Consider the following 18,092-nt stretch of genomic DNA (forward strand, 5'->3'; position numbering starts at 1 on the left):
GCGAGGCATCCCGCAAATCGGATATTCCTCACGTAGTGTCAACTTATGCCCACGCCTCACGGATCCCGCGGTGGCATGGCCTTCAGCGCCGACGAAGTGCGCGTGCTGCGCCGTGCCCTCGCCCAAGCCCTCCACCCCGCCGTTCCCGCCCAGTTGCCGGCCGGCCCGCTGTTGGCCGACCTCTGGGCCGAGGACGTCCAGGAGGCACTCCGGCTGACCGAGGCCATCGACGAGGCCGTCAGCGAGGGCGGCCGGTTGCGTGGCTTCCTCCTCGCCGAGCTGGTCCGCTACCGGTCCGCCCTGCCCGGCAGTGCCCGCGGCTACCTGGAACGCCTGGAGGAGGCCGTCACCGACGGCTACCTCCCCGAACCGGACGATCTGGCCGCCCTGCGCTCCCTGGCCAAGCTGCCCTGCGGCCCCGGCGAACGTGCCCGCCGCTCCCGCCTGGCCGGCCGCTGCCACGCCCTGGCCGAGGCCGCCATCCGCGAGCGCCTGGCCCGCACCACCGGCCTGCCCCGCCCCGCCGTCCCGGGCCCCGCCACCGCGCGGCACCTGGCGGCCGTGCCCAGCCCCCTCAACGACCGAGCCGACCGCGCCGGAGGACCGATTCCGATGAGCACCCCCGCTGGTACCCCCGCCCCCCGCCCGACCACCTCCGCCAAGGCGGGCACCTCCGCGGCCCCGGCCGCCGGCCGGATCCCCACCCCTGCCGAGCTCTTCGCCCGCCGCCCGGCCCCGGTCGTGGTCGCGCGGACCGAGGAGGACGAGGAGCTGGCCACCGGGACCGGCTGACCAGCCGTCCGGTCGTCCCATGCACTGCGTGCCATCGCCCTGGGGGCGGTGGCGCGCAGTGCTTTATCGATAATGTGATGACTTAGTTGCTGACTTATGGTCAAGCTTCACTAAAACTTGAGCGCATTTGAGACAGCACTGCCCGAAACTGTCCGATTCGCGCCTTCCCCTCTGCCCCTATGGTCCGCTGGGAATATTCAGCAACCAGGGGGACCTCGTGCTCTCAGCCCGCACCCGCCGCGCCACCGCCACCGGCGCCACCGCACTCACCGCGCTCCTCACCGCCGGCCTGACGGCCCTGCCGGCCCATGCTGCCGCCGGCGGGCTGACGATCAGCGGCGCCGCCGCCTACGCGCTGCCCACCGACGGCAGCGTGCAGAACATCGACGTGACCGTGACCGCCCCCGGCGCGTCCTCGCCGCAGGGGGGCAAGCTCACCATCGACCTCAGCGCCCTGGCCGGGATCGCCACCTTCCAGAGCAGCGCGTCCTGCACCTCGCAGGGCTCCATCGTCACGTGCGCCCAGTCCGTCGGCCCGCGGATCGGCAACCAGATCGAGCTGCCGTTCCAGGCGGTCAAGGGCGCGAAGCTCGGGGCCGGCGGCAAGCTGCACCTGACGGCCACCACCGAGGACGGCGGTTCCGCCTCGTTCGACACCGTCCTGACCGTCGGCGGCTCCAAGCTGTCGGTCAAGCAGATCCCGGCGCAGAACGGCGTCAAGGTCGGCTCGACCGTGTCCACCGGGCTCGACATCACCAACAACGGCCCGCTCGCCTCGACCCGGACGACCATCGAGATCTACTCCTCCGTCGCCCTGCCGTTCCACCAGCAGTACGGGAACTGCGAGTACGGCAAGGGCGCGAACGACTACTCCTCGACCGCGATCTGCACGATCGACACCGGCATCGCCCCCGGCGAGACCGTGCACCTGGACCCGGTGCAGTTCGACGTGTCGAGCCAGGCGCTGGAGAACTTCGTCGAATTCGCGGTCAGCCCGCAGCCGTTCGACAACTCCTACAACTCCGGCGTCACGTTCACCCAGGGCAGCGGCCCGCACCTGACCCTCGGCAAGCCCGAATCCCCCGTCACCGGGCCCTCGACCATCGCCGACCTCGGCCGCAACAGCGAGGCGGAGCTCGACGTCACCGCCGTCAACCACGCGGACTACGTGGCCCTCGGCAGCTGGCAGCCGCAGGCCGGCGGCAAGCAGGGCACCCTCGAGGTCGGCCTGCGCAACGACGGCCCGGCGCTCTTCAGCAACCGGTCGGGATCCTCGATCGCCGACCTGCAGGTGATCCTGCCCGCCGGCGTCAAGGCCACCACGGTGCCGAACGGCTGCCTGCTGCAGACCCACCTGACCGACGCGGCGAACCGCACCATGTACCGCTGCGACACCAAGCAGACGCAGCCGGCCGGCTTCAAGATCACCTTTGACTTCGGCATCCAGGTGGACGACCCGAGCGCCGTGCGCAACGGGCTGGTCGACTTCGTCGACGGCGAGCTGCCGTCCGACTTCAACGCCACCGACAAGCTGAGCTTCGACCCGAACCCGGCCAACAACAGCGTCCAGCTGGCCTTCGGTGCCCAGCCCGCCACGACCCCGAGTGCCGCCCCGACCGGCGCCGCCCCGGCCGCCGCCACCAGCGCCGCGCCGACCACCACCGCCGCGACCGGCAAGGCCACCGCGACCGCCGCGGCGAGCAAGCCCGCCGGCCAGGAGCTCGCCTTCACCGGCGGTGGCTCCGATGCCGGCGCCATCGCCGCCGCCGGCGGTGCCGCGGTGCTGCTCGGCGCCGGCGCCCTGGTGTACGCCGCCCGCCGCCGCAAGGCCGGCGCGCAGCACTGACGACCTGGCCACAGGCCCCGCCCCGCCGTCCGGTGATATCCGGTGGCGGGGCGGGGCGTTTGGCTCGCTACCCTGGTGAGGTGAGCGATCAGAGCAGCCTTCCCGCGACCGACGACCTTCCCGAGCAGATGCGCGTGAGGCGCGAGAAGCTCGACCGGCTCCGCGCCGCCGGGATCGACCCGTACCCGGTCGGGTTCCCCCGGACCACCACCATCGCGGACCTCCGCGCCAAGCACCCGGACCTGCCCGCCGACACCGCCACCGGTGAGCGGGCCGGCGTCACCGGGCGCGTGATCCTGGCCCGCACCGGCGGCAAGCTCTGCTTCGCCACGCTGCGCGACGGCTCGGGCGACCTGCAGGTGATGCTCTCGCTGGACAAGCTCGGCGAGGAGCGGCTGGCGGCCTGGAAGGCGGACATCGACCTCGGCGACCAGGTGGGCGTCGAGGGCGAGGTGATCACCTCCAAGCGCGGCGAGCTGAGCGTCATGGTGGACCGTTGGGAGCTCACCGCCAAGTGCCTGCGCCCGCTGCCGGACAAGCACAAGGGCCTGACCGACCCGGAGGCCCGGGTCCGCCAGCGGTACGTGGACCTGATCGTGAACCCCGAGGCCCGCGAGATCCTGCAGCTGCGCAGCAAGGTGGTCCGCTCGATCCGCCGCACCTACGAGGACCGCGGCTTCATCGAGGTCGAGACCCCGATGCTGCAGCCGGTGCACGGCGGCGCCAACGCACGGCCGTTCAAGACGCACATCAACGCGTACGGCATCGACCTCTTCATGCGCATCGCCCCCGAGCTGTACCTCAAGCGGCTGGTGGTCGGCGGCGCCGAGAAGGTCTTCGAGATCAACCGCAACTTCCGCAACGAGGGCGCGGACTCCACCCACAACCCGGAGTTCACCTCGCTGGAGTCGTACGAGGCGTACGGCGACTACAACACCCAGGCCGAGCTGATCCGCGCCACGATCGTCAACGCGGCCCGCGACGCGCTGGGCACCACGGTGATCAAGGGCCTGGACGCGCACGGCGTGGAGCACGAGATCGACCTGGCCGAGCCGTGGGAGGAGGTCAGCGTCTACCCGGGCATCTCCGCCCGCCTGGGCAGCGAGGTGACCCCGCAGACCACCGTCGAGGAGCTGCGCAAGCTCGCCGACGCGGCCGGCGTGCCCTACGACAAGGAGTGGGGCCACGGGCAGATCGTCCTGGAGATGGTCGAGCGCCTGCTGGAGGAGAACGCGATCCGGCCGACCTTCATCAAGGACTACCCGACCGAGGTCTCCCCGCTCACCCGCCAGCACCGCTCGATCCCGGGCGTGGCGGAGAAGTGGGACCTGGTGATCTTCGGGACCGAGCTGGGCACCGCCTACTCCGAGCTGATCGACCCCGTCGAGCAGCGGGCCCGCCTCACCGCCCAGTCGCTGCTGGCGGCCGGCGGCGACGTCGAGGCGATGCAGATCGACGAGGACTTCCTGCGCGCGCTGGAGTACGCGATGCCGCCCACCGGCGGCCTGGGCCTGGGCGTCGACCGCCTGATCATGCTGCTCACCGGCAAGAACATCCGCGAGACGGTGCTCTTCCCGCTGGTGCGGCCTGACCTCGGCGGTGGGGCCGCCGCCAGGACCACGGGGACCACCGAGCAGACCGAAGAGTCCGAGGGAGAGTGACCTGATGGAGTACGTCAGTGCGATCGTGCCGCCGCTGGTGATGGCGATCGGGTTCGGATTCCTGGTGCGGGCCATCATCCGCAACCAGGGCGGCGCCCAGAAGAGCAAGGAGGACGCCGCCGCCGAGGTGCTGGTGCAGGCCAGTGCCGCGCGTGGTTCGGCGGCCGAGTAGGGGCCGCGCGGCACGCGCGTGGGCCCCGTGTGGGCCCCGTGTGGGCCCGAGTAGCACAGTCGTACCGCAGGGCTGAACGTGTAAACGCAGGCCGCCTCCCGATTCGGGTGGCGGCCTGCGCCATTAAACAGACAAAAGTCTCTAAAGTGGTCGTATGGTGCGCTCGCTCGGTGAACTCGAGAACGCCGTCATGACCCGGGTGTGGCGGTGGAACCGCCCGGTGACGGTTCGCGAGGTTCTGCTCGATCTGCGCACGGAACGCGATATCGCGTACACCACGGTGATGACGGTGCTGGACAAGCTCTACCGAAAGGGCTGGCTGCGCCGCGAGCGCGACGGGCGGGCCTATCGATATGCGCCGGTCTCCTCCCGTGAGGCGTACACGGCATCTCTGATGAACGACGCGTGGGCCACCAGCGACAATCCCGCGGCGGCCCTGGTGCACTTCTTCGGCATGATGTCGGCCGACCAGCGCGCGGCACTGCGCGACGCGCTTCGGGTCACCGGGCCCGATCCTTCGGACGAGAGCAATCCACCCCTCGGCACCGATGGGACCGAGCCGCCGCCGACACGATAACGTCGCGCCCATGGAGGTCACCATCCGCCGGGCGCGGACCACTGATGTGCGGGCCGTCCGCCGGCTGATCGACGGCTACTCGCGGGGCGGCATTCTGCTCGACAAGCCCACTGTCACACTGTTCGAATCCGTTCAGGAGTTCTGGGTCGCCGAACGCGATGACGACGGGAGCGTGGTCGCCTGCGGCGCGCTGCACGTGATGTGGGAAGACCTGGCGGAGGTGCGCACGCTGGCCGTCGATCCGATCTGCCGAGGTCACGGCATCGGACATGTGCTGCTGGAGAAGCTCTTGCAGACCGCGCGCTGGCTCGGCGTCCGTCGGATTTTCTGCTTGACGTTCGAGGTCGCGTTCTTCGCGAAACACGGCTTCGTCGAGATCGGCGAAACCGATGATGGTACGACAGACCCGGCCGTCATCGCTACGGAAGTGTATGAAGAACTCCTTCGGTCCTACGACGAAGGAGTGGCGGAGTTCCTCGACCTGCAGCGGGTGAAGCCCAACACCCTGGGCAACTCGCGCATGCTGCTGCACCTCTGAACCGGCCTGTGCACTAGTCGCGGCGCACTCCCCGGCGCAACTGACGACGACTTGCCGATGCCGCTCGGCACGCCCGGCCGAAGAGACCGGGGTTTGTGTTTTCCGAGAAAAGGCGGTTTCCTTTCCCTAAGGCATTGGGTCGTTAAGCGGAAAGGGAGTCCCGTGGCACAGAGGGTGCAGGTCATTCTTGAAGACGATCTCGACGGCGGTTCGGCGGACGAGACGGTGACGTTCGCGCTCGACGGCGTTGCCTACGAGATCGACCTGAAGTCCGGCAACGCGGAGAAGCTGCGCGGTCTGCTCGCTCCGTACGTCGAAAAGGGCCGCAAGCAGAGCGGCCGGCTCACCAGCGCGCGCAGGGCCGGTGGCCGCGCCGCCGCCCGTCCGGCGGCCGGTAGTGCGGACACGGCCAAGATCCGCACGTGGGCGAAGGACAACGGCTACAACGTGAACGACCGCGGCCGGGTCCCGAGCAACGTCCGCGAGGCCTACGAGGCGGCCAACGCCTCCTGACCCGCCCCCGGGCGGGTCAGCACGGCGAGCCGCAAGCGCACGCCGGGCGGATCGCAGGACACGAGCGGACTGCGCCATCCACGACGGCGCGCGGAGGGTCCCCCTCCGCGCGCCGTGGCCGCATCGGCGGGCGCGCCCCGTCCCGTGGCCGCAGGCGCGCGCCATCCCGCGCCACAGGCACTCGATGGACGCGGATCACCGGCGGGCCGGGCCACCGGCAGCAGAACGCTCACGCACTGTGCAACGCTGGAACGGCGGGCCGGTCACGGTATCGGCCCCGTTCGGCTCTACCAGGAGGCCGACGGCCGAAGCGGCAGGGTGTTCTCCCGCCGGGCGGGCAACTTCTCGCCGGGCGAACAACACTGCCGGGGAAACTGCACGAGAACGGCCGGAATTTCCGGTATGAATGCAGGTGGGGCGGGCGACTGGGGCGTGAGTGGCTTCCGGAGCCCACCCCGGAGGCAGGCCGCGAAGCCGGGAATCGAGGCGAGTGCGCACTGTTCCCCATCGGGGTCCGATGCGTGTTCGCCATTGGCGTAGCGGCAAGACGTGCATCGCGCGTACTGGCGGGAACACCGTTCCTCACCATCAGGTTGGGAAGGGTGTCGGCTGGTCGCGCAGCACGATTTCCTCGCAGTCGCGAGGAACACCGTAGGCCGCGCCGCTGAGCGGGACTAGCATGCGGAAGGACAGGGCGGGGACAGTCCCCGAACTGCCCGACCGCTCTGAGGAGCGATTAACGATGTTCGAGAGGTTCACCGACCGCGCGCGGCGGGTTGTCGTCCTGGCTCAGGAAGAAGCCCGGATGCTCAACCACAACTACATCGGCACCGAGCACATCCTCCTGGGCCTGATCCACGAGGGTGAGGGTGTCGCCGCTAAGGCCCTGGAGAGCCTCGGGATCTCTCTTGAGGCGGTCCGCCAGCAGGTCGAGGAGATCATCGGGCAGGGCCAGCAGGCTCCGTCCGGCCATATCCCGTTCACCCCCCGGGCCAAGAAGGTGCTGGAGCTCTCGCTCCGCGAGGCCCTTCAGCTCGGCCACAACTACATCGGCACCGAGCACATCCTGCTCGGCCTGATCCGCGAGGGCGAGGGCGTCGCCGCCCAGGTCCTCGTGAAGCTGGGCGCCGACCTCAACCGGGTTCGCCAGCAGGTCATCCAGCTGCTCTCCGGGTACCAGGGCGGCGGCAAGGAGTCGGCCACCGCCGGCGGCCCCGCCGAGGGCACCCCGTCGACCTCGCTGGTCCTCGACCAGTTCGGCCGCAACCTCACCCAGGCCGCCCGCGAGGCCAAGCTCGACCCGGTGATCGGGCGCGAGAAGGAGATCGAGCGGGTCATGCAGGTGCTGTCCCGCCGCACCAAGAACAACCCGGTGCTGATCGGCGAGCCCGGCGTCGGCAAGACGGCCGTCGTCGAGGGCCTGGCCCAGGCGATCGTCAAGGGCGAGGTGCCCGAGACGCTGAAGGACAAGCAGCTCTACACGCTCGACCTCGGCGCCCTGGTGGCCGGTTCCCGCTACCGCGGTGACTTCGAGGAGCGCCTGAAGAAGGTGCTCAAGGAGATCCGCACCCGCGGCGACATCATCCTGTTCATCGACGAGCTGCACACCCTGGTCGGCGCGGGCGCCGCCGAGGGTGCGATCGACGCGGCCTCCATCCTCAAGCCGATGCTGGCCCGTGGTGAGCTGCAGACGATCGGCGCCACCACGCTGGACGAGTACCGCAAGCACCTGGAGAAGGACGCCGCGCTGGAGCGCCGCTTCCAGCCGATCCAGGTCGCCGAGCCCTCGCTCCCGCACACCATCGAGATCCTCAAGGGTCTGCGCGACCGGTACGAGGCCCACCACCGGGTCTCCATCACGGACGCCGCCCTGGTCGCCGCCGCCACCCTGGCCGACCGGTACATCTCGGACCGCTTCCTGCCGGACAAGGCGATCGACCTGATCGACGAGGCCGGCTCCCGGATGCGCATCCGCCGGATGACCGCGCCGCCGGACCTGCGCGAGTTCGACGAGAAGATCGCCGAGGTCCGCCGCGAGAAGGAGAGCGCGATCGACGCGCAGGACTTCGAGAAGGCCGCCTCGCTGCGCGACGACGAGAAGCAGCTCCTGAACGCGAAGGCCAAGCGCGAGAAGGAGTGGAAGGCCGGCGACATGGACGTCGTCGCCGAGGTGGACGAGGAGCTGATCGCGGAGGTCCTGGCCACCGCCACCGGCATCCCGGTCTTCAAGCTCACCGAGGAGGAGTCCTCCCGCCTGCTGCGCATGGAGGACGAGCTGCACAAGCGCGTCATCGGCCAGAAGGACGCCATCAAGGCGCTCTCCCAGGCCATCCGGCGCACCCGGGCAGGCCTCAAGGACCCGAAGCGTCCCGGTGGTTCGTTCATCTTCGCCGGCCCGTCCGGCGTCGGTAAGACCGAACTCTCCAAGACGCTCGCCGAGTTCCTCTTCGGTGACGAGGACGCCCTGATCTCCCTCGACATGTCGGAGTTCAGCGAGAAGCACACCGTCTCGCGGCTCTTCGGCTCGCCCCCCGGCTACGTCGGGTACGAGGAGGGCGGCCAGCTCACCGAGAAGGTGCGCCGCAAGCCGTTCTCGGTCGTCCTCTTCGACGAGGTCGAGAAGGCCCACCCGGACATCTTCAACTCGCTGCTGCAGATCCTGGAGGACGGTCGCCTGACCGACTCCCAGGGCCGGGTGGTCGACTTCAAGAACACGGTCATCATCATGACCACCAACCTCGGTACCCGGGACATCTCCAAGGGCTTCGGCCTGGGCTTCGCCGCCAGCGGTGACACCCAGACCGGGTACGAGCGGATGAAGGCCAAGGTCGGCGAGGAGCTCAAGCAGCACTTCCGCCCCGAGTTCCTCAACCGTGTCGACGACATCGTGGTCTTCCACCAGCTGACCGAGGAAGACATCATCCAGATCGTCGACCTGATGATCGAGAAGGTGGACGGCCGCCTCAAGGACCGCGACATGGGCCTGGAGCTCAGCATCGAGGCCAAGAAGCTGCTGGCCAAGCGCGGTTACGACCCGCTGCTCGGCGCCCGCCCGCTGCGTCGCACGATCCAGCGCGAGATCGAGGACCACCTCTCCGAGAAGATCCTCTTCGGCGAGCTGCGTGCCGGCCACATCGTGGTCGTCGGCGTGGAGGGCGAGGGCAAGGAAGCCAAGTTCACCTTCCGTGGCGAGGAGAAGTCGGCCGTCGCCGACACTCCGGCCGCGGTGGCGGCGACGGGTCCCGACCTGACGAAGTAACACCTGCCAGGTGCCTTGAACGGCCGCGGCTCCCTCGAAGTCCTTCGAGGGAGCCGCGGCCGTTCGCCGTCCCGGATCGGGGCGACAGGTCAGCTCAGCGCGGCCAGCTCCGCCGCGATGGCGGCCTCGGCGCCCGCCTTGTCCAGACCGAGCCCGCTCAGCACGCCGGAGCCGTCCTCGAACTCCAGCAGCGCGAGCAGGATGTGCTCCGTGCCGACGTAGTTGTGGCCCAGCCGGATCGCCTCACGGAAGCTCAGCTCCACCGCCTTGCGCGCGCCCGCGTCGAACGGAATGAGCGCGGGGATCTCCTCGGCGGAGGCCGCCGGCAGGGCCGCGGTCGCGGCCTCCCGCAGCCGCGCGGCCGTGATGTCCTGCGCCAGCAGGGCCTTGACGGCCAGGCCGTCCGGCTCGTGCAGCAGGCCGAGCAGCAGGTGGTCGGCGCCGATCTCCTCGTTCCTGGCGGCGCGGGCCTCCTCCTGGGAGGCCACCACCACTTTGCGCGCCCGGGGGGTGAAGCGGCCGAAGCCCTGGCTGGGGTCGAGGTCGGTGGGCTCGCCCGGGTCCTTGGCCACGAACCGCTTCTGCGCGGCCTGCCGGGTGACGCCCATGCTGCGGCCGATGTCGCTCCAGGAGGCGCCCGAGCGGCGCGCCTGGTCCACGAAGTGGCCGATCAGGTGGTCGGCCACCTCGCCGAGGTGGTCGGCCGCGACGACCGCGTTGGAGAGCTGGGTCAGGGCATCGCCGTGGCCCTGCTTGATGGCCTCGATCAGGTCGTCGAGGCGTACGGAGTTCGTCTTGCGAGTGGAGTTCGCCATGTGTCAACCGTAGGTTGACACATGGCCTGGCGTCAACCACCGGTTGACACCTTCCTGCTAGCCGCCGAGCAGCCCACCGGTCGTGCTGCTGGTCATGGCGGTCTCGGGCGCACTGTGGTGACCGCCGAGCAGCGGGTCGAGCACCGTGCTGTTGCCGAGCAGATTCGGCGTCTTGCCGTCCCCGAGCGAGGTGGCCGCGTGGGCGGAGGGCGCCGCGAGGGAGGCCGCGAAACCGACGGCGAGGGAGGCGACGGCGAGCATGCTGCGCTTCTTCATGCCCGGCACAACGAGCGGCCCGACCCGGGGGTCACGGGGCGCAGAAGTGTCCGGCTGAACCGCGCCCCGGACAGTAGCCGTGTACCGGGCGGGACGTGACTACTTGTCACTCCGCACTGTCTCAACTCCTTTCGAAGGATACGAAGATGAACGTGAACCTGAAGCGCGCGGCAGGCGTTGTCGCGGCTGCGGCCGGCCTCACCCTCGCCCTGGGCGGCAGTGCCTTCGCCAGCAGCGGCGCCCACGCGTCGTCCAGCCAGTTCCAGATCTGCTCGCACGGCAGCTACGCGTCGTACGCCGTGTTCCCCAGCACGCCGCTCCCCGGCGGGGCGGTGTCCATCTCCTTCGCCACGCTGGTGGTGGCCCCCGGCCACTGCTCGCCGGCGTACACGCTGCACCCCGGCAACACCACGGCCAAGATCTACGGGGTCGACTCCAACGGGAAGGACTTCCTGATCGACACCGACTCCTTCGACTACACCTCGCCGGACCACATCGTGACCACCGGCAGCCAGAACAACCCCGACTGGAACGCCACGAACTAACGCTCCGAGTGCGGGAGGGGACGATGTGGGTCGTCCTCTCCCGCCAGGCCGCCCCACGCCACGGTCAGGCGGTGCGGCGCGACGGCCTCCCGGGCGGCGACGCAGCTGTCGAGTCGAGGATCGGGCGCGTTGCGGCTGAGCACGATCCTGGGTCCGCGCTCGCCGCCGAGCGGGGAGAGGTCGATCGGATGGATCGGGCTCTTCGTGAAGACGAACGTCACCGTCCCGACCGCCGCCAGAAAGCCAGGGTCGAGCACGATGTCCGAGACCCAGTCGTCCACCGTGATGACGAGCTCCTCCAGCGGTGGCAACGGGTCCCCGCGGAAGTTCCGGAAGAACGCCGCGTACAGTCCGATCCGCCGGATGCCGGGAACGCTTCGCAGCAGCCGGGCCAGCTCCTCCGCGGTGGCGATGCCCCCCACCTCGTGCAGGAACAGGGAGGTCATCGAACGCCCGGCCAGCGCCGAGAGGTCCTTGAGCCGGTGACAGCCGGCCAGGCTCAGATGCTCCAACTCCGGCAGTGAATCGAGGAATTCAAGGCCGGTCAGGGCCCTGTCGCCGGTGATCGCCAGATGCGAGACGCTCAGTTGCCCGAGCAGCTCGCGCTCCAGCGACCGGCTGCCCTTGAGCTCCAGCGTCCCCAACGGCCCCACGCCGATGAGCGAGGCGAGCTCCTCATCACTGTGGACCGTGACCGTCGACCGCGCCAGGTCCACCCGCGCCAGGACCTCGCGCGCGAAGGTCTCCACGTCGCACCGCCCCCAGAGCCGGGACAGCTTGCTGCGCCCGGCGGGGTCCAACTGCCCGGCGAGGTCGGCGAGCCGGGCCAGTGACCGTTCGCTGCCGATATCGGCCAGCAGCCCGAAGACCCGCTCCTGCCAGCCCTCCCCCTGGTCGCGCAGCGACAGGCAGGGCACAATCTCGTCACCCGCCTGCGCCAGCAGCCGCACCTGCCCTTCGTACAGCTCGTAGAGCCCGCCGCGGCACAGCTTCGTCGTGCTCTCGGTGATCCGGTGGCGAACCTGCTCCGGCAGCCGGGTGGCATAGGGCAGGCAGGTCGCGACCAGTACCCGGATCGCGCGACTCCGTTCCTTGCCGCGCGCCCTCTGCGCCGCCTCCAGCAGGCGGGTGAGCAGTTCGCCGCGGTCCGCAGGCCCGGCATGACCGACCGTCAGCCGGATCACGTCGGACCACTGGTCCTCGGCCGCGTGGCCGGCCAGCAGGCCGAAGTCCCGGTCCTCGGTGAACTCCAGGGCGGCCAGATAGTCCTGGAAGGTCCGGTGGACGAATTCGAAGCTGTCCGCACTGGTCTCGGCCAGCAGGCCGGACCGCTCGACGAGCTGGGCGAAGATCAGCTCCGGCGAGACGGCACCGGCCTCGTAGGAGAGGGTCGGCAGCAGCCGGCGGATCTGGTGCACCGCGTCGCAGGGCGACGCCTCGGCGGCCGAGTTCTTGACCAGCCAGGCCGCGATCCGCTGCAGCACGGCCAGTTGCTCCTCCTTGGTCAGCGGCACCACGGCGGCGGCCTCCACCCCGCGCTGCTGATCGCGCCGGACCAGCAGCATGTTCAGCGCGGCCTCGTAGACCTCCATCCGGCGCCGCGGCAACGCGCCGTCCCACTCCCGGTTCAGGGCACAGAGCATGGCGCAGAGCAGCGGGCTGTCGGCCAGCTGGGCGAGCTCCGGCGAAGCCAGCAGGAAGCGCAGCAGGCGCCCCTCAAGAGCGGGCAGTTCCACCCGGTCCAGCTCCGAGCGGCTCTCCTCGGCGGCGGCCGCGTGCCAGCGCTCGATCAGCTGGATGCGGTCGGCGGGCACCATCGGGCAGAGCGACAGCTCCTCGAAGCGCAGCTCGCGCAGCCAGTTCGACGGTACGGCGGAGGGCCGGACGGTGGCCAGGTAGTGGTTGTCCGGGTAGTGCGTCAGCAGCTTGCCCAGCCAGCCGCGCGCCTCCTCGCGCTGCGTCTCGGGGACCTCGTCCAGGCCGTCGACCAGCACCAGTGCGCGCCCCGCCCGGAGCACCCGCTCGGCCCACCCCTCGGGCTGGTCGCCGAGCCAGCACTCGTTCAGCGCGAGGAACTCCTCGGGTCCGGGCCGCAGGTTGCCCCGGTGGTACATCGAGCGCAGCCGCAGCACGAACGGCACCTGCTCGGCGTGGACCGCCAGCCACTGCACCAGGGTGCTCTTGCCGGAGCCCGCCTGACCGCGCAGCAGCACCCGGGGGCGGCTCCTGAGCATCGTCTCGACCCGGTCGCGGTCCAGGTGGTCGGTGCTCTCCAGGCTGAGGTAGGCGGTGTCCAGCTCGCTCAGCCGGGAGTGGCTGCGGGAGAGGTCGAGGCCGAAGATCCGCAGCTTTCCGTGCTCCCGGGCGATCCACTCGCGGTACCGGCGCTCGAAGTCGGTGTCCGCGACGTCCGGCACCGCGGCCCGCTCCAACCGCACCGGGAACGGGAGGTGCTCGCGGAAGGCCTCGATGTCCAGCAGGGCGCTCACCGGCCGGAAGGTCAGCCACGCGTGGTCGGTGCGCCAGTCCGTCAGCACGATGCCGAGCAGTTGGTCCCGGCAGAAGACCCCGGCGCCCGACATGCCCGACCAGGGCTCACGCCCGGCCGGCACCCGGTTGACCTCCAGGACGTGCTGGTCCAGGACCGCCCCCGAGCCCGGTGTCAGGGTGGCCGTCACCTGGAGGCTGTCCAGCCGTCCGTCCCGCTCGCGGGCGGCCGACGGGAACCCGGTCAGGTGGCACGGCGACAGCGGCTCCACCAGCCGGTCGGTCGCGGCCCAATGCGGCGGCGCCAGCGGGTCGGCGGCCGGTGCGGCGGCGCGCAGCAGCGCGACGTCGAGCTCGGCCGAGGACCAGAGCACCGTGGCGCGGACCCAGCCGCGCCCGCCCGCTCTCCTGGGCGCGGCGACCTCCACCTCACCGCAGGCCGTGTGGCCCGCCGTCAGCACCAGCCGCTCGGTCAGCAGGACCCCGCTCCCCTGCTGACCGCCCCGCACCGCCACCGCACGCATCACGCGTCTCACCCTCGCAGGCTCTCCCGTACCGCCACCGTCAGCGGATGCCCGGCACTCAGATAGGTCAGGCACAACGCCAGTGTGCGCCCGGCCAGTTGGGCCGCCTCCACCGCGTCCCCGGCCCCCCAGTAGGCCTTCGCCAGCTGGTGGCGGGTGCGCAGGGTGTCCGGGTGGCGCTCGCCCAGCAGCCCCCAGCGGTCGGTGAGCACCTCGCGCAGCAGCCGCACCGCCTGCCCGGGGTCGCCCACCCGCCGGGTGGCGACGCCCAGTTCGTGGCGCAGCGCGAGCGACTCGGGGTGCTCCTCGCCCACCGCGCGCCGGGCCCGTTCCAGGGTGCTGTGCAGCAGGTCGAAGGCGAGGGCGTCCTCGCCCTGGTCGAGATAGGCGACGGCGAGGTGGCGCCGGGCACTGAAGGTGGCGGGATGCCGCTCGCCGAGCACCCGGGTGCGGGCCAGGTCGATGGCCTCCAGCAGCGGGACGGCCCGGAACAGGTCACCGGCGTCGGCATAGGCGGCGGCCAGCCGCAGGCTCGCGGTCAGGGTGGCGGGGTAGTCCTCGCCGAGCGCGCGCACCGCGTCGGCCCGCACTTGTTCGAGGGCGGCGATGGCCCGCGACAGGTCACCGGCCTCGGCCAGCGAGGCGGCCGCGTCGGTGCGGATCACCAGGGTGATCGGGTGGTCCTCGCCGAGCGCGTGCTCGGCGTCCATCAGCAGCCACTCGAAGGTGGTGATCGCCTTGGCGAGCAGGCCCGCGTCGCGCAGCGCGGCGGCGTGGTTGCCGCGGGCGGCCAGCGCCTCGCCGCTCGCGGGGCCGTGCAGGTCCTCGGTCTGCGCGGTGAGGTCCTCCAGCAGCGGGATCGCCTGGCCGATCGCGCCGGCCTGCAGGTAGGCGGCGCCGAGCCGGCCGCGGATGTGCAGCAGGTCGGCGGTGGCGGGCGTGCCGCCGGCTCCGCTACCGCCGGCCCCCGCTTCGGCGGCCGCCTCGGCGTCGGCGAGCAGCTGCTCGTAGCACGGCAGCGCGGCGCTGAGCTGACCGGAGTCCAGGTAGGCCTCGGCCAGCCGCAGCCGCGGGCCGAAGGCGTCGGGGTGGCCGGGGCCCTTCACCGCCTCGGCGAGGGTGACCAGTTGCTCCAGGACGGGGATCGCCCGGGCCAGGTCGCCGGCCTCCTGGTAGGCGCGGGCCAGCACCTCGCGGGAGGCGAGCGCGTCGCGCGAGGAGTCGGGCGAGCCCTGTTCGGCGGCGATCCGGCTGTTGATCGCGGCCAGCCGGCTGAGCGCCTCCTCACCGCCCATCCGCTCCAGCAGCCGGCAGACCAGCCAGAGCGGCAGGTCGGTGTCGGGGGTGAGCAGCGACAGCAGGTCCTCGCCGATCGCGAACAGCCCCTGCCACTCGCGCTGTTCATAGGCGGCCTCGGCCTCCACCGGGTAGAGCCGCAGCAGCGGTTCCACCGCGGCCAGGACCTCGGCGCGCACGTTCTCGGCCAGCACCGAGGCGTACGGCAGGCAGCTGGCGGTGACCAGCCGCATCCAGCGGGCCTCGCGCGGGTCGGGGCACTCGTCGGCGGCGGCCAGCAGGCGGTGCAGCAGGCGGGCCCGGTCGCCGTGCGAGCAGTGACCGACCGCCATCCGCACCACGTCCGCCCAGTGCTCGTCGGCGGCCCGCCCGGCCAGCAGGCCGAAGTCCCGGTCCTGGGCGAACTCCAGGCCGGCCAGGTAGTCCTGGAAGGTGCGGTGGACGAACTCGAAGGTGTCCACGCTGGTCTCGGTGAGCAGGCCGGTGCGTTCCACCAGGTGCCGCAGCATCTGCTCGGCGTCCAGGCCCGCCCGGGCGGCGGGCAGGCTGGGCAGCACCTGGGCGATCTGGCGCAGCGCGTCGCTGCGGTCCCCCTCGTGCTGGCCGTTGAGCACCAGCCAGCGGGCCATCCGCTGCAGCGGCGCCAGCTGCTCCTCGCGCCCGTACTGGTAGCCGGCCGGCTCCACGGCCACCCGGCGCTGCTTGTCACGGCGCAGCAGCAGCATGTCCAGGGCCAGTTCGTAGAGCTCCATCTTGCGGCGCGGCAGCGCGCCCTCCCAGTCCCGGTGCAGCGCGCAGATCATCGCGCACAGCAGCGGGCTGTCGGTGAGCAGCTCCAGCTCCGGCGACTGCCGCAGGGTGCGCCGCAGGGTGTTCTTCATCCCGCGGAACTGGTCCTCCATCGCGGCGAGTTCGTCCTCGGTCAGCTGCTCGGGCACGGTCGCCTCGGTGGCGGCGCGCTCGGCGGCCAGTGCGGCCTGGTGCCAGCGTTCGACGAAGCGGTTGCGGTCCCACTCGTCCATCGGGCAGAGCAGCAGCTCCTCGAAGCGCAGGTGGCTGAGCCACTGCGCGGGCACGCCGGAGGGGCGCACGGTGACCAGGGTGAAGCAGTTCGGGTAGGAGGCGAGCAGCTCGGCCAGCCACTCCCCGGCCTCGTCGCGCTCGCCCTGCGGGATCTCGTCCAGGCCGTCGACCAGCAGCACCGCCCGGCCGGCGGCGAAGAGCCGGTCCGCCCAGCCGGGTGGCTGGCTGTCGGCGACCGGGCTGCGGTCCATCGCCAGGAACTCGGCGGGCAGCGGCTGCAGGTTGCGCAGCTGGAACATGGTGCGCAGGCGCAGGACGAACGGGACCCGGTAGTTGAGTTCGGCCAGTTCGCCGACCAGGGTGCCGGCCACCGCGTTGACGGCCAGCCACTGGAGCAGGGTGGTCTTGCCGGAGCCCGCCTGGCCGCGCAGCAGCACCCGGCGGCGGCTCTTGAGCATGCCCTCCACCCGTCCGCGCCGCTCGGGCGGGCCGAGCAGGGTGTCCCCGGAGGGCGCCACGGGGTTGCCGTAGCCGCGCCGGGGCGCCGGGGAGTCGGCGCTGCGCTGGGTGTCGGAGAGCTGGACGGCCTGCAGGCTCAGGTAGGCGGTGCCCAGGTCCCAGGGCAGCGACTGGGGCAGGCCGAAGATCTTCAGCCGGCCGTGCTCCTTGCCGATGCTGCGGGCGTAGCGCTCCTCGAAGGCGGCGTCCCGGCGCTCCTGGGCCGAGATGCCCTGGATCCGGACCGGTGCGGGCAGCCGCCGGGCCAGCTGCCGGCTGAACTCCGGGGTGTCGAGCAGCGGGACGACCGGGACCAGGCCGAGCTGGGAGTGGCTCCAGACCTCCGGCGCGAGGTCGGCTGTGGCCAGGCCCAGCAGCAGACCGTTGAAGATCACCGGAGCGCCCGACATGCCCGACCACGGGGAGTCGGCGCCGCTCACCGGCCCCGGCGGCTGGTGCTGGGTGGTGAGGGTGTGCCGGCCGGTGCCCAGGCCGGTGGCGGGGGCCAGGGTGCCGACCAGCTGGTGGCTGCGCAGCACCCCGCCGTCCTCGCGCCCCGCGGCGGGGTAGCCGATCGCGTGGCAGAGCGGGACCGGGTCCAGGCCCTCGATCCGGCCCCAGCGCAGCGGGCTGAAGCCGGCCGCCACCTCCGGGCGGACCAGGTCACCGGCGGCCAGCAACAGCACGACGTCCGCGCCCTCCTGCGGGGCGCGCCACAACGGGGTGCAGCGCACCCAGCCCCGGCCGCCGGGGACGGCGGCCTCGATCCGCACGGGTGCCGCGCCCTCGGCCGGCAGCAGGTGCGCGACGGTCAGCAGCAGGCGGCCGGTGAGCAGCACGCCGCTGCCCTGGCCCGCCGCGCGGACCGCCGCGACCCGCTGAGCCGTCAGGCTCAATTGAAGCCCTCACGGCTGCCCAGGTCCCGGTTGCCGACCCGCACACTGCCGTTGGTCGCGAGGTCCTTGGGGGTGAGGCTGACGGTGACCCGGTGGCTACGGGTGCGCCCCGCCGCCGCCTCGGCCTGACCGGAGAGCACCCAGGCCCGCACCCGCCCGGCGGCCTTCACCTCGCGGCGCAGCTCGACGTCGAACTCCAGCTCCACCGTGCCGACCTCGAACTGGAAGCGCTCCCCCTCGGCACGTTCGGCGGCCGCCGCCAGTTGCCGGCGGACGGCTTCGACCGCCTCCGCGAGTTCGATGTCCGCGAACCGGTCGTCGCTCACTGGCACTCCTCGGGGGCCGCCTGCCGACGCTTCGTCAACTGATCACCC

14 protein-coding genes are annotated in these 18,092 nt (G+C 71.5%); 9 read left to right on the forward strand and 5 right to left on the reverse strand.

Annotation, left to right across the window (positions count from 1 at the left end):
- The first annotated feature begins 45 nt into the window (after positions 1 to 45).
- The 8 genes from ACFZB9_RS13260 to ACFZB9_RS13295 all read left to right on the forward strand — a co-directional run bounded on the left by ACFZB9_RS13260 (position 46) and on the right by ACFZB9_RS13295 (position 9,358).
- The gene (locus ACFZB9_RS13260; RefSeq protein WP_391446525.1) at positions 46 to 792 is read left to right on the forward strand and encodes a hypothetical protein; all 747 of its coding nucleotides are present in this window, start codon (positions 46 to 48) and stop codon (positions 790 to 792) included.
- Positions 793 to 1,009: 217 nt separating this feature from the next.
- On the forward strand, positions 1,010 to 2,638 hold the full coding sequence (locus ACFZB9_RS13265) for a hypothetical protein (protein ID WP_391446526.1): 1,629 nt from the start codon (positions 1,010 to 1,012) through the stop codon (positions 2,636 to 2,638).
- A gap of 80 nt (positions 2,639 to 2,718) precedes the next feature.
- Positions 2,719 to 4,299: a bifunctional lysylphosphatidylglycerol synthetase/lysine--tRNA ligase LysX gene (gene lysX / locus ACFZB9_RS13270; RefSeq protein WP_391446528.1), complete on the forward strand. Its 1,581-nt coding sequence runs from the start codon at positions 2,719 to 2,721 to the stop codon at positions 4,297 to 4,299.
- Between the two features lie 4 nt (positions 4,300 to 4,303).
- Positions 4,304 to 4,471 (forward strand): hypothetical protein, encoded by a 168-nt coding sequence (locus ACFZB9_RS13275; RefSeq protein ID WP_391446529.1) that lies wholly within the window; start codon positions 4,304 to 4,306, stop codon positions 4,469 to 4,471.
- Between the two features lie 154 nt (positions 4,472 to 4,625).
- The gene (locus ACFZB9_RS13280; RefSeq protein WP_391446531.1) at positions 4,626 to 5,048 is read left to right on the forward strand and encodes a BlaI/MecI/CopY family transcriptional regulator; all 423 of its coding nucleotides are present in this window, start codon (positions 4,626 to 4,628) and stop codon (positions 5,046 to 5,048) included.
- Between the two features lie 10 nt (positions 5,049 to 5,058).
- Entirely contained in the window at positions 5,059 to 5,586 is a 528-nt protein-coding gene (locus ACFZB9_RS13285) for an amino-acid N-acetyltransferase (RefSeq protein WP_391446533.1), read from the forward strand.
- A gap of 162 nt (positions 5,587 to 5,748) precedes the next feature.
- Positions 5,749 to 6,099, forward strand: a complete 351-nt coding sequence (locus ACFZB9_RS13290) for an Lsr2 family protein (protein ID WP_391446535.1) — start codon at positions 5,749 to 5,751, stop codon at positions 6,097 to 6,099.
- Positions 6,100 to 6,841: 742 nt separating this feature from the next.
- On the forward strand, positions 6,842 to 9,358 hold the full coding sequence (locus ACFZB9_RS13295) for an ATP-dependent Clp protease ATP-binding subunit (protein WP_391446537.1): 2,517 nt from the start codon (positions 6,842 to 6,844) through the stop codon (positions 9,356 to 9,358).
- A gap of 89 nt (positions 9,359 to 9,447) precedes the next feature.
- Here the strand turns inward: ACFZB9_RS13295 and ACFZB9_RS13300 are convergent, their stop codons facing one another.
- Complete coding sequence (locus ACFZB9_RS13300) at positions 9,448 to 10,173, reverse strand: Clp protease N-terminal domain-containing protein (RefSeq protein ID WP_391446539.1); 726 nt, start codon at positions 10,171 to 10,173, stop codon at positions 9,448 to 9,450.
- Between the two features lie 57 nt (positions 10,174 to 10,230).
- Entirely contained in the window at positions 10,231 to 10,449 is a 219-nt protein-coding gene (locus tag ACFZB9_RS13305; RefSeq protein ID WP_391446541.1) for a hypothetical protein, read from the reverse strand.
- A gap of 146 nt (positions 10,450 to 10,595) precedes the next feature.
- Here ACFZB9_RS13305 and ACFZB9_RS13310 point away from each other — a divergent pair, with 146 nt between their 5' ends.
- A complete protein-coding gene (locus tag ACFZB9_RS13310) occupies positions 10,596 to 10,994 on the forward strand; it encodes a hypothetical protein (RefSeq protein ID WP_391446543.1) in 399 nt (132 codons plus the stop codon).
- Here ACFZB9_RS13310 and ACFZB9_RS13315 read toward each other — a convergent pair.
- The 3 genes from ACFZB9_RS13315 to ACFZB9_RS13325 are packed head-to-tail and all read right to left on the reverse strand — an operon-like array spanning position 10,991 to position 18,044.
- Complete coding sequence (locus ACFZB9_RS13315) at positions 10,991 to 14,017, reverse strand: NACHT domain-containing protein (RefSeq protein ID WP_391446545.1); 3,027 nt, start codon at positions 14,015 to 14,017, stop codon at positions 10,991 to 10,993. The genes ACFZB9_RS13310 and ACFZB9_RS13315 overlap by 4 nt on opposite strands.
- A complete protein-coding gene (locus ACFZB9_RS13320; protein ID WP_391446547.1) occupies positions 14,014 to 17,718 on the reverse strand; it encodes a tetratricopeptide repeat protein in 3,705 nt (1,234 codons plus the stop codon). The genes ACFZB9_RS13315 and ACFZB9_RS13320 overlap by 4 nt, the downstream gene beginning before the upstream one ends.
- Positions 17,715 to 18,044: a trypco2 family protein gene (locus tag ACFZB9_RS13325; RefSeq protein WP_391446549.1), complete on the reverse strand. Its 330-nt coding sequence runs from the start codon at positions 18,042 to 18,044 to the stop codon at positions 17,715 to 17,717. Before ACFZB9_RS13325 ends, ACFZB9_RS13320 begins: the two co-directional genes overlap by 4 nt.
- Positions 18,045 to 18,092 lie beyond the last annotated feature (48 nt).

It is taken from the genome of Kitasatospora sp. NPDC008050, from assembly GCF_042957465.1.
Taxonomy (GTDB): domain Bacteria; phylum Actinomycetota; class Actinomycetes; order Streptomycetales; family Streptomycetaceae; genus Kitasatospora.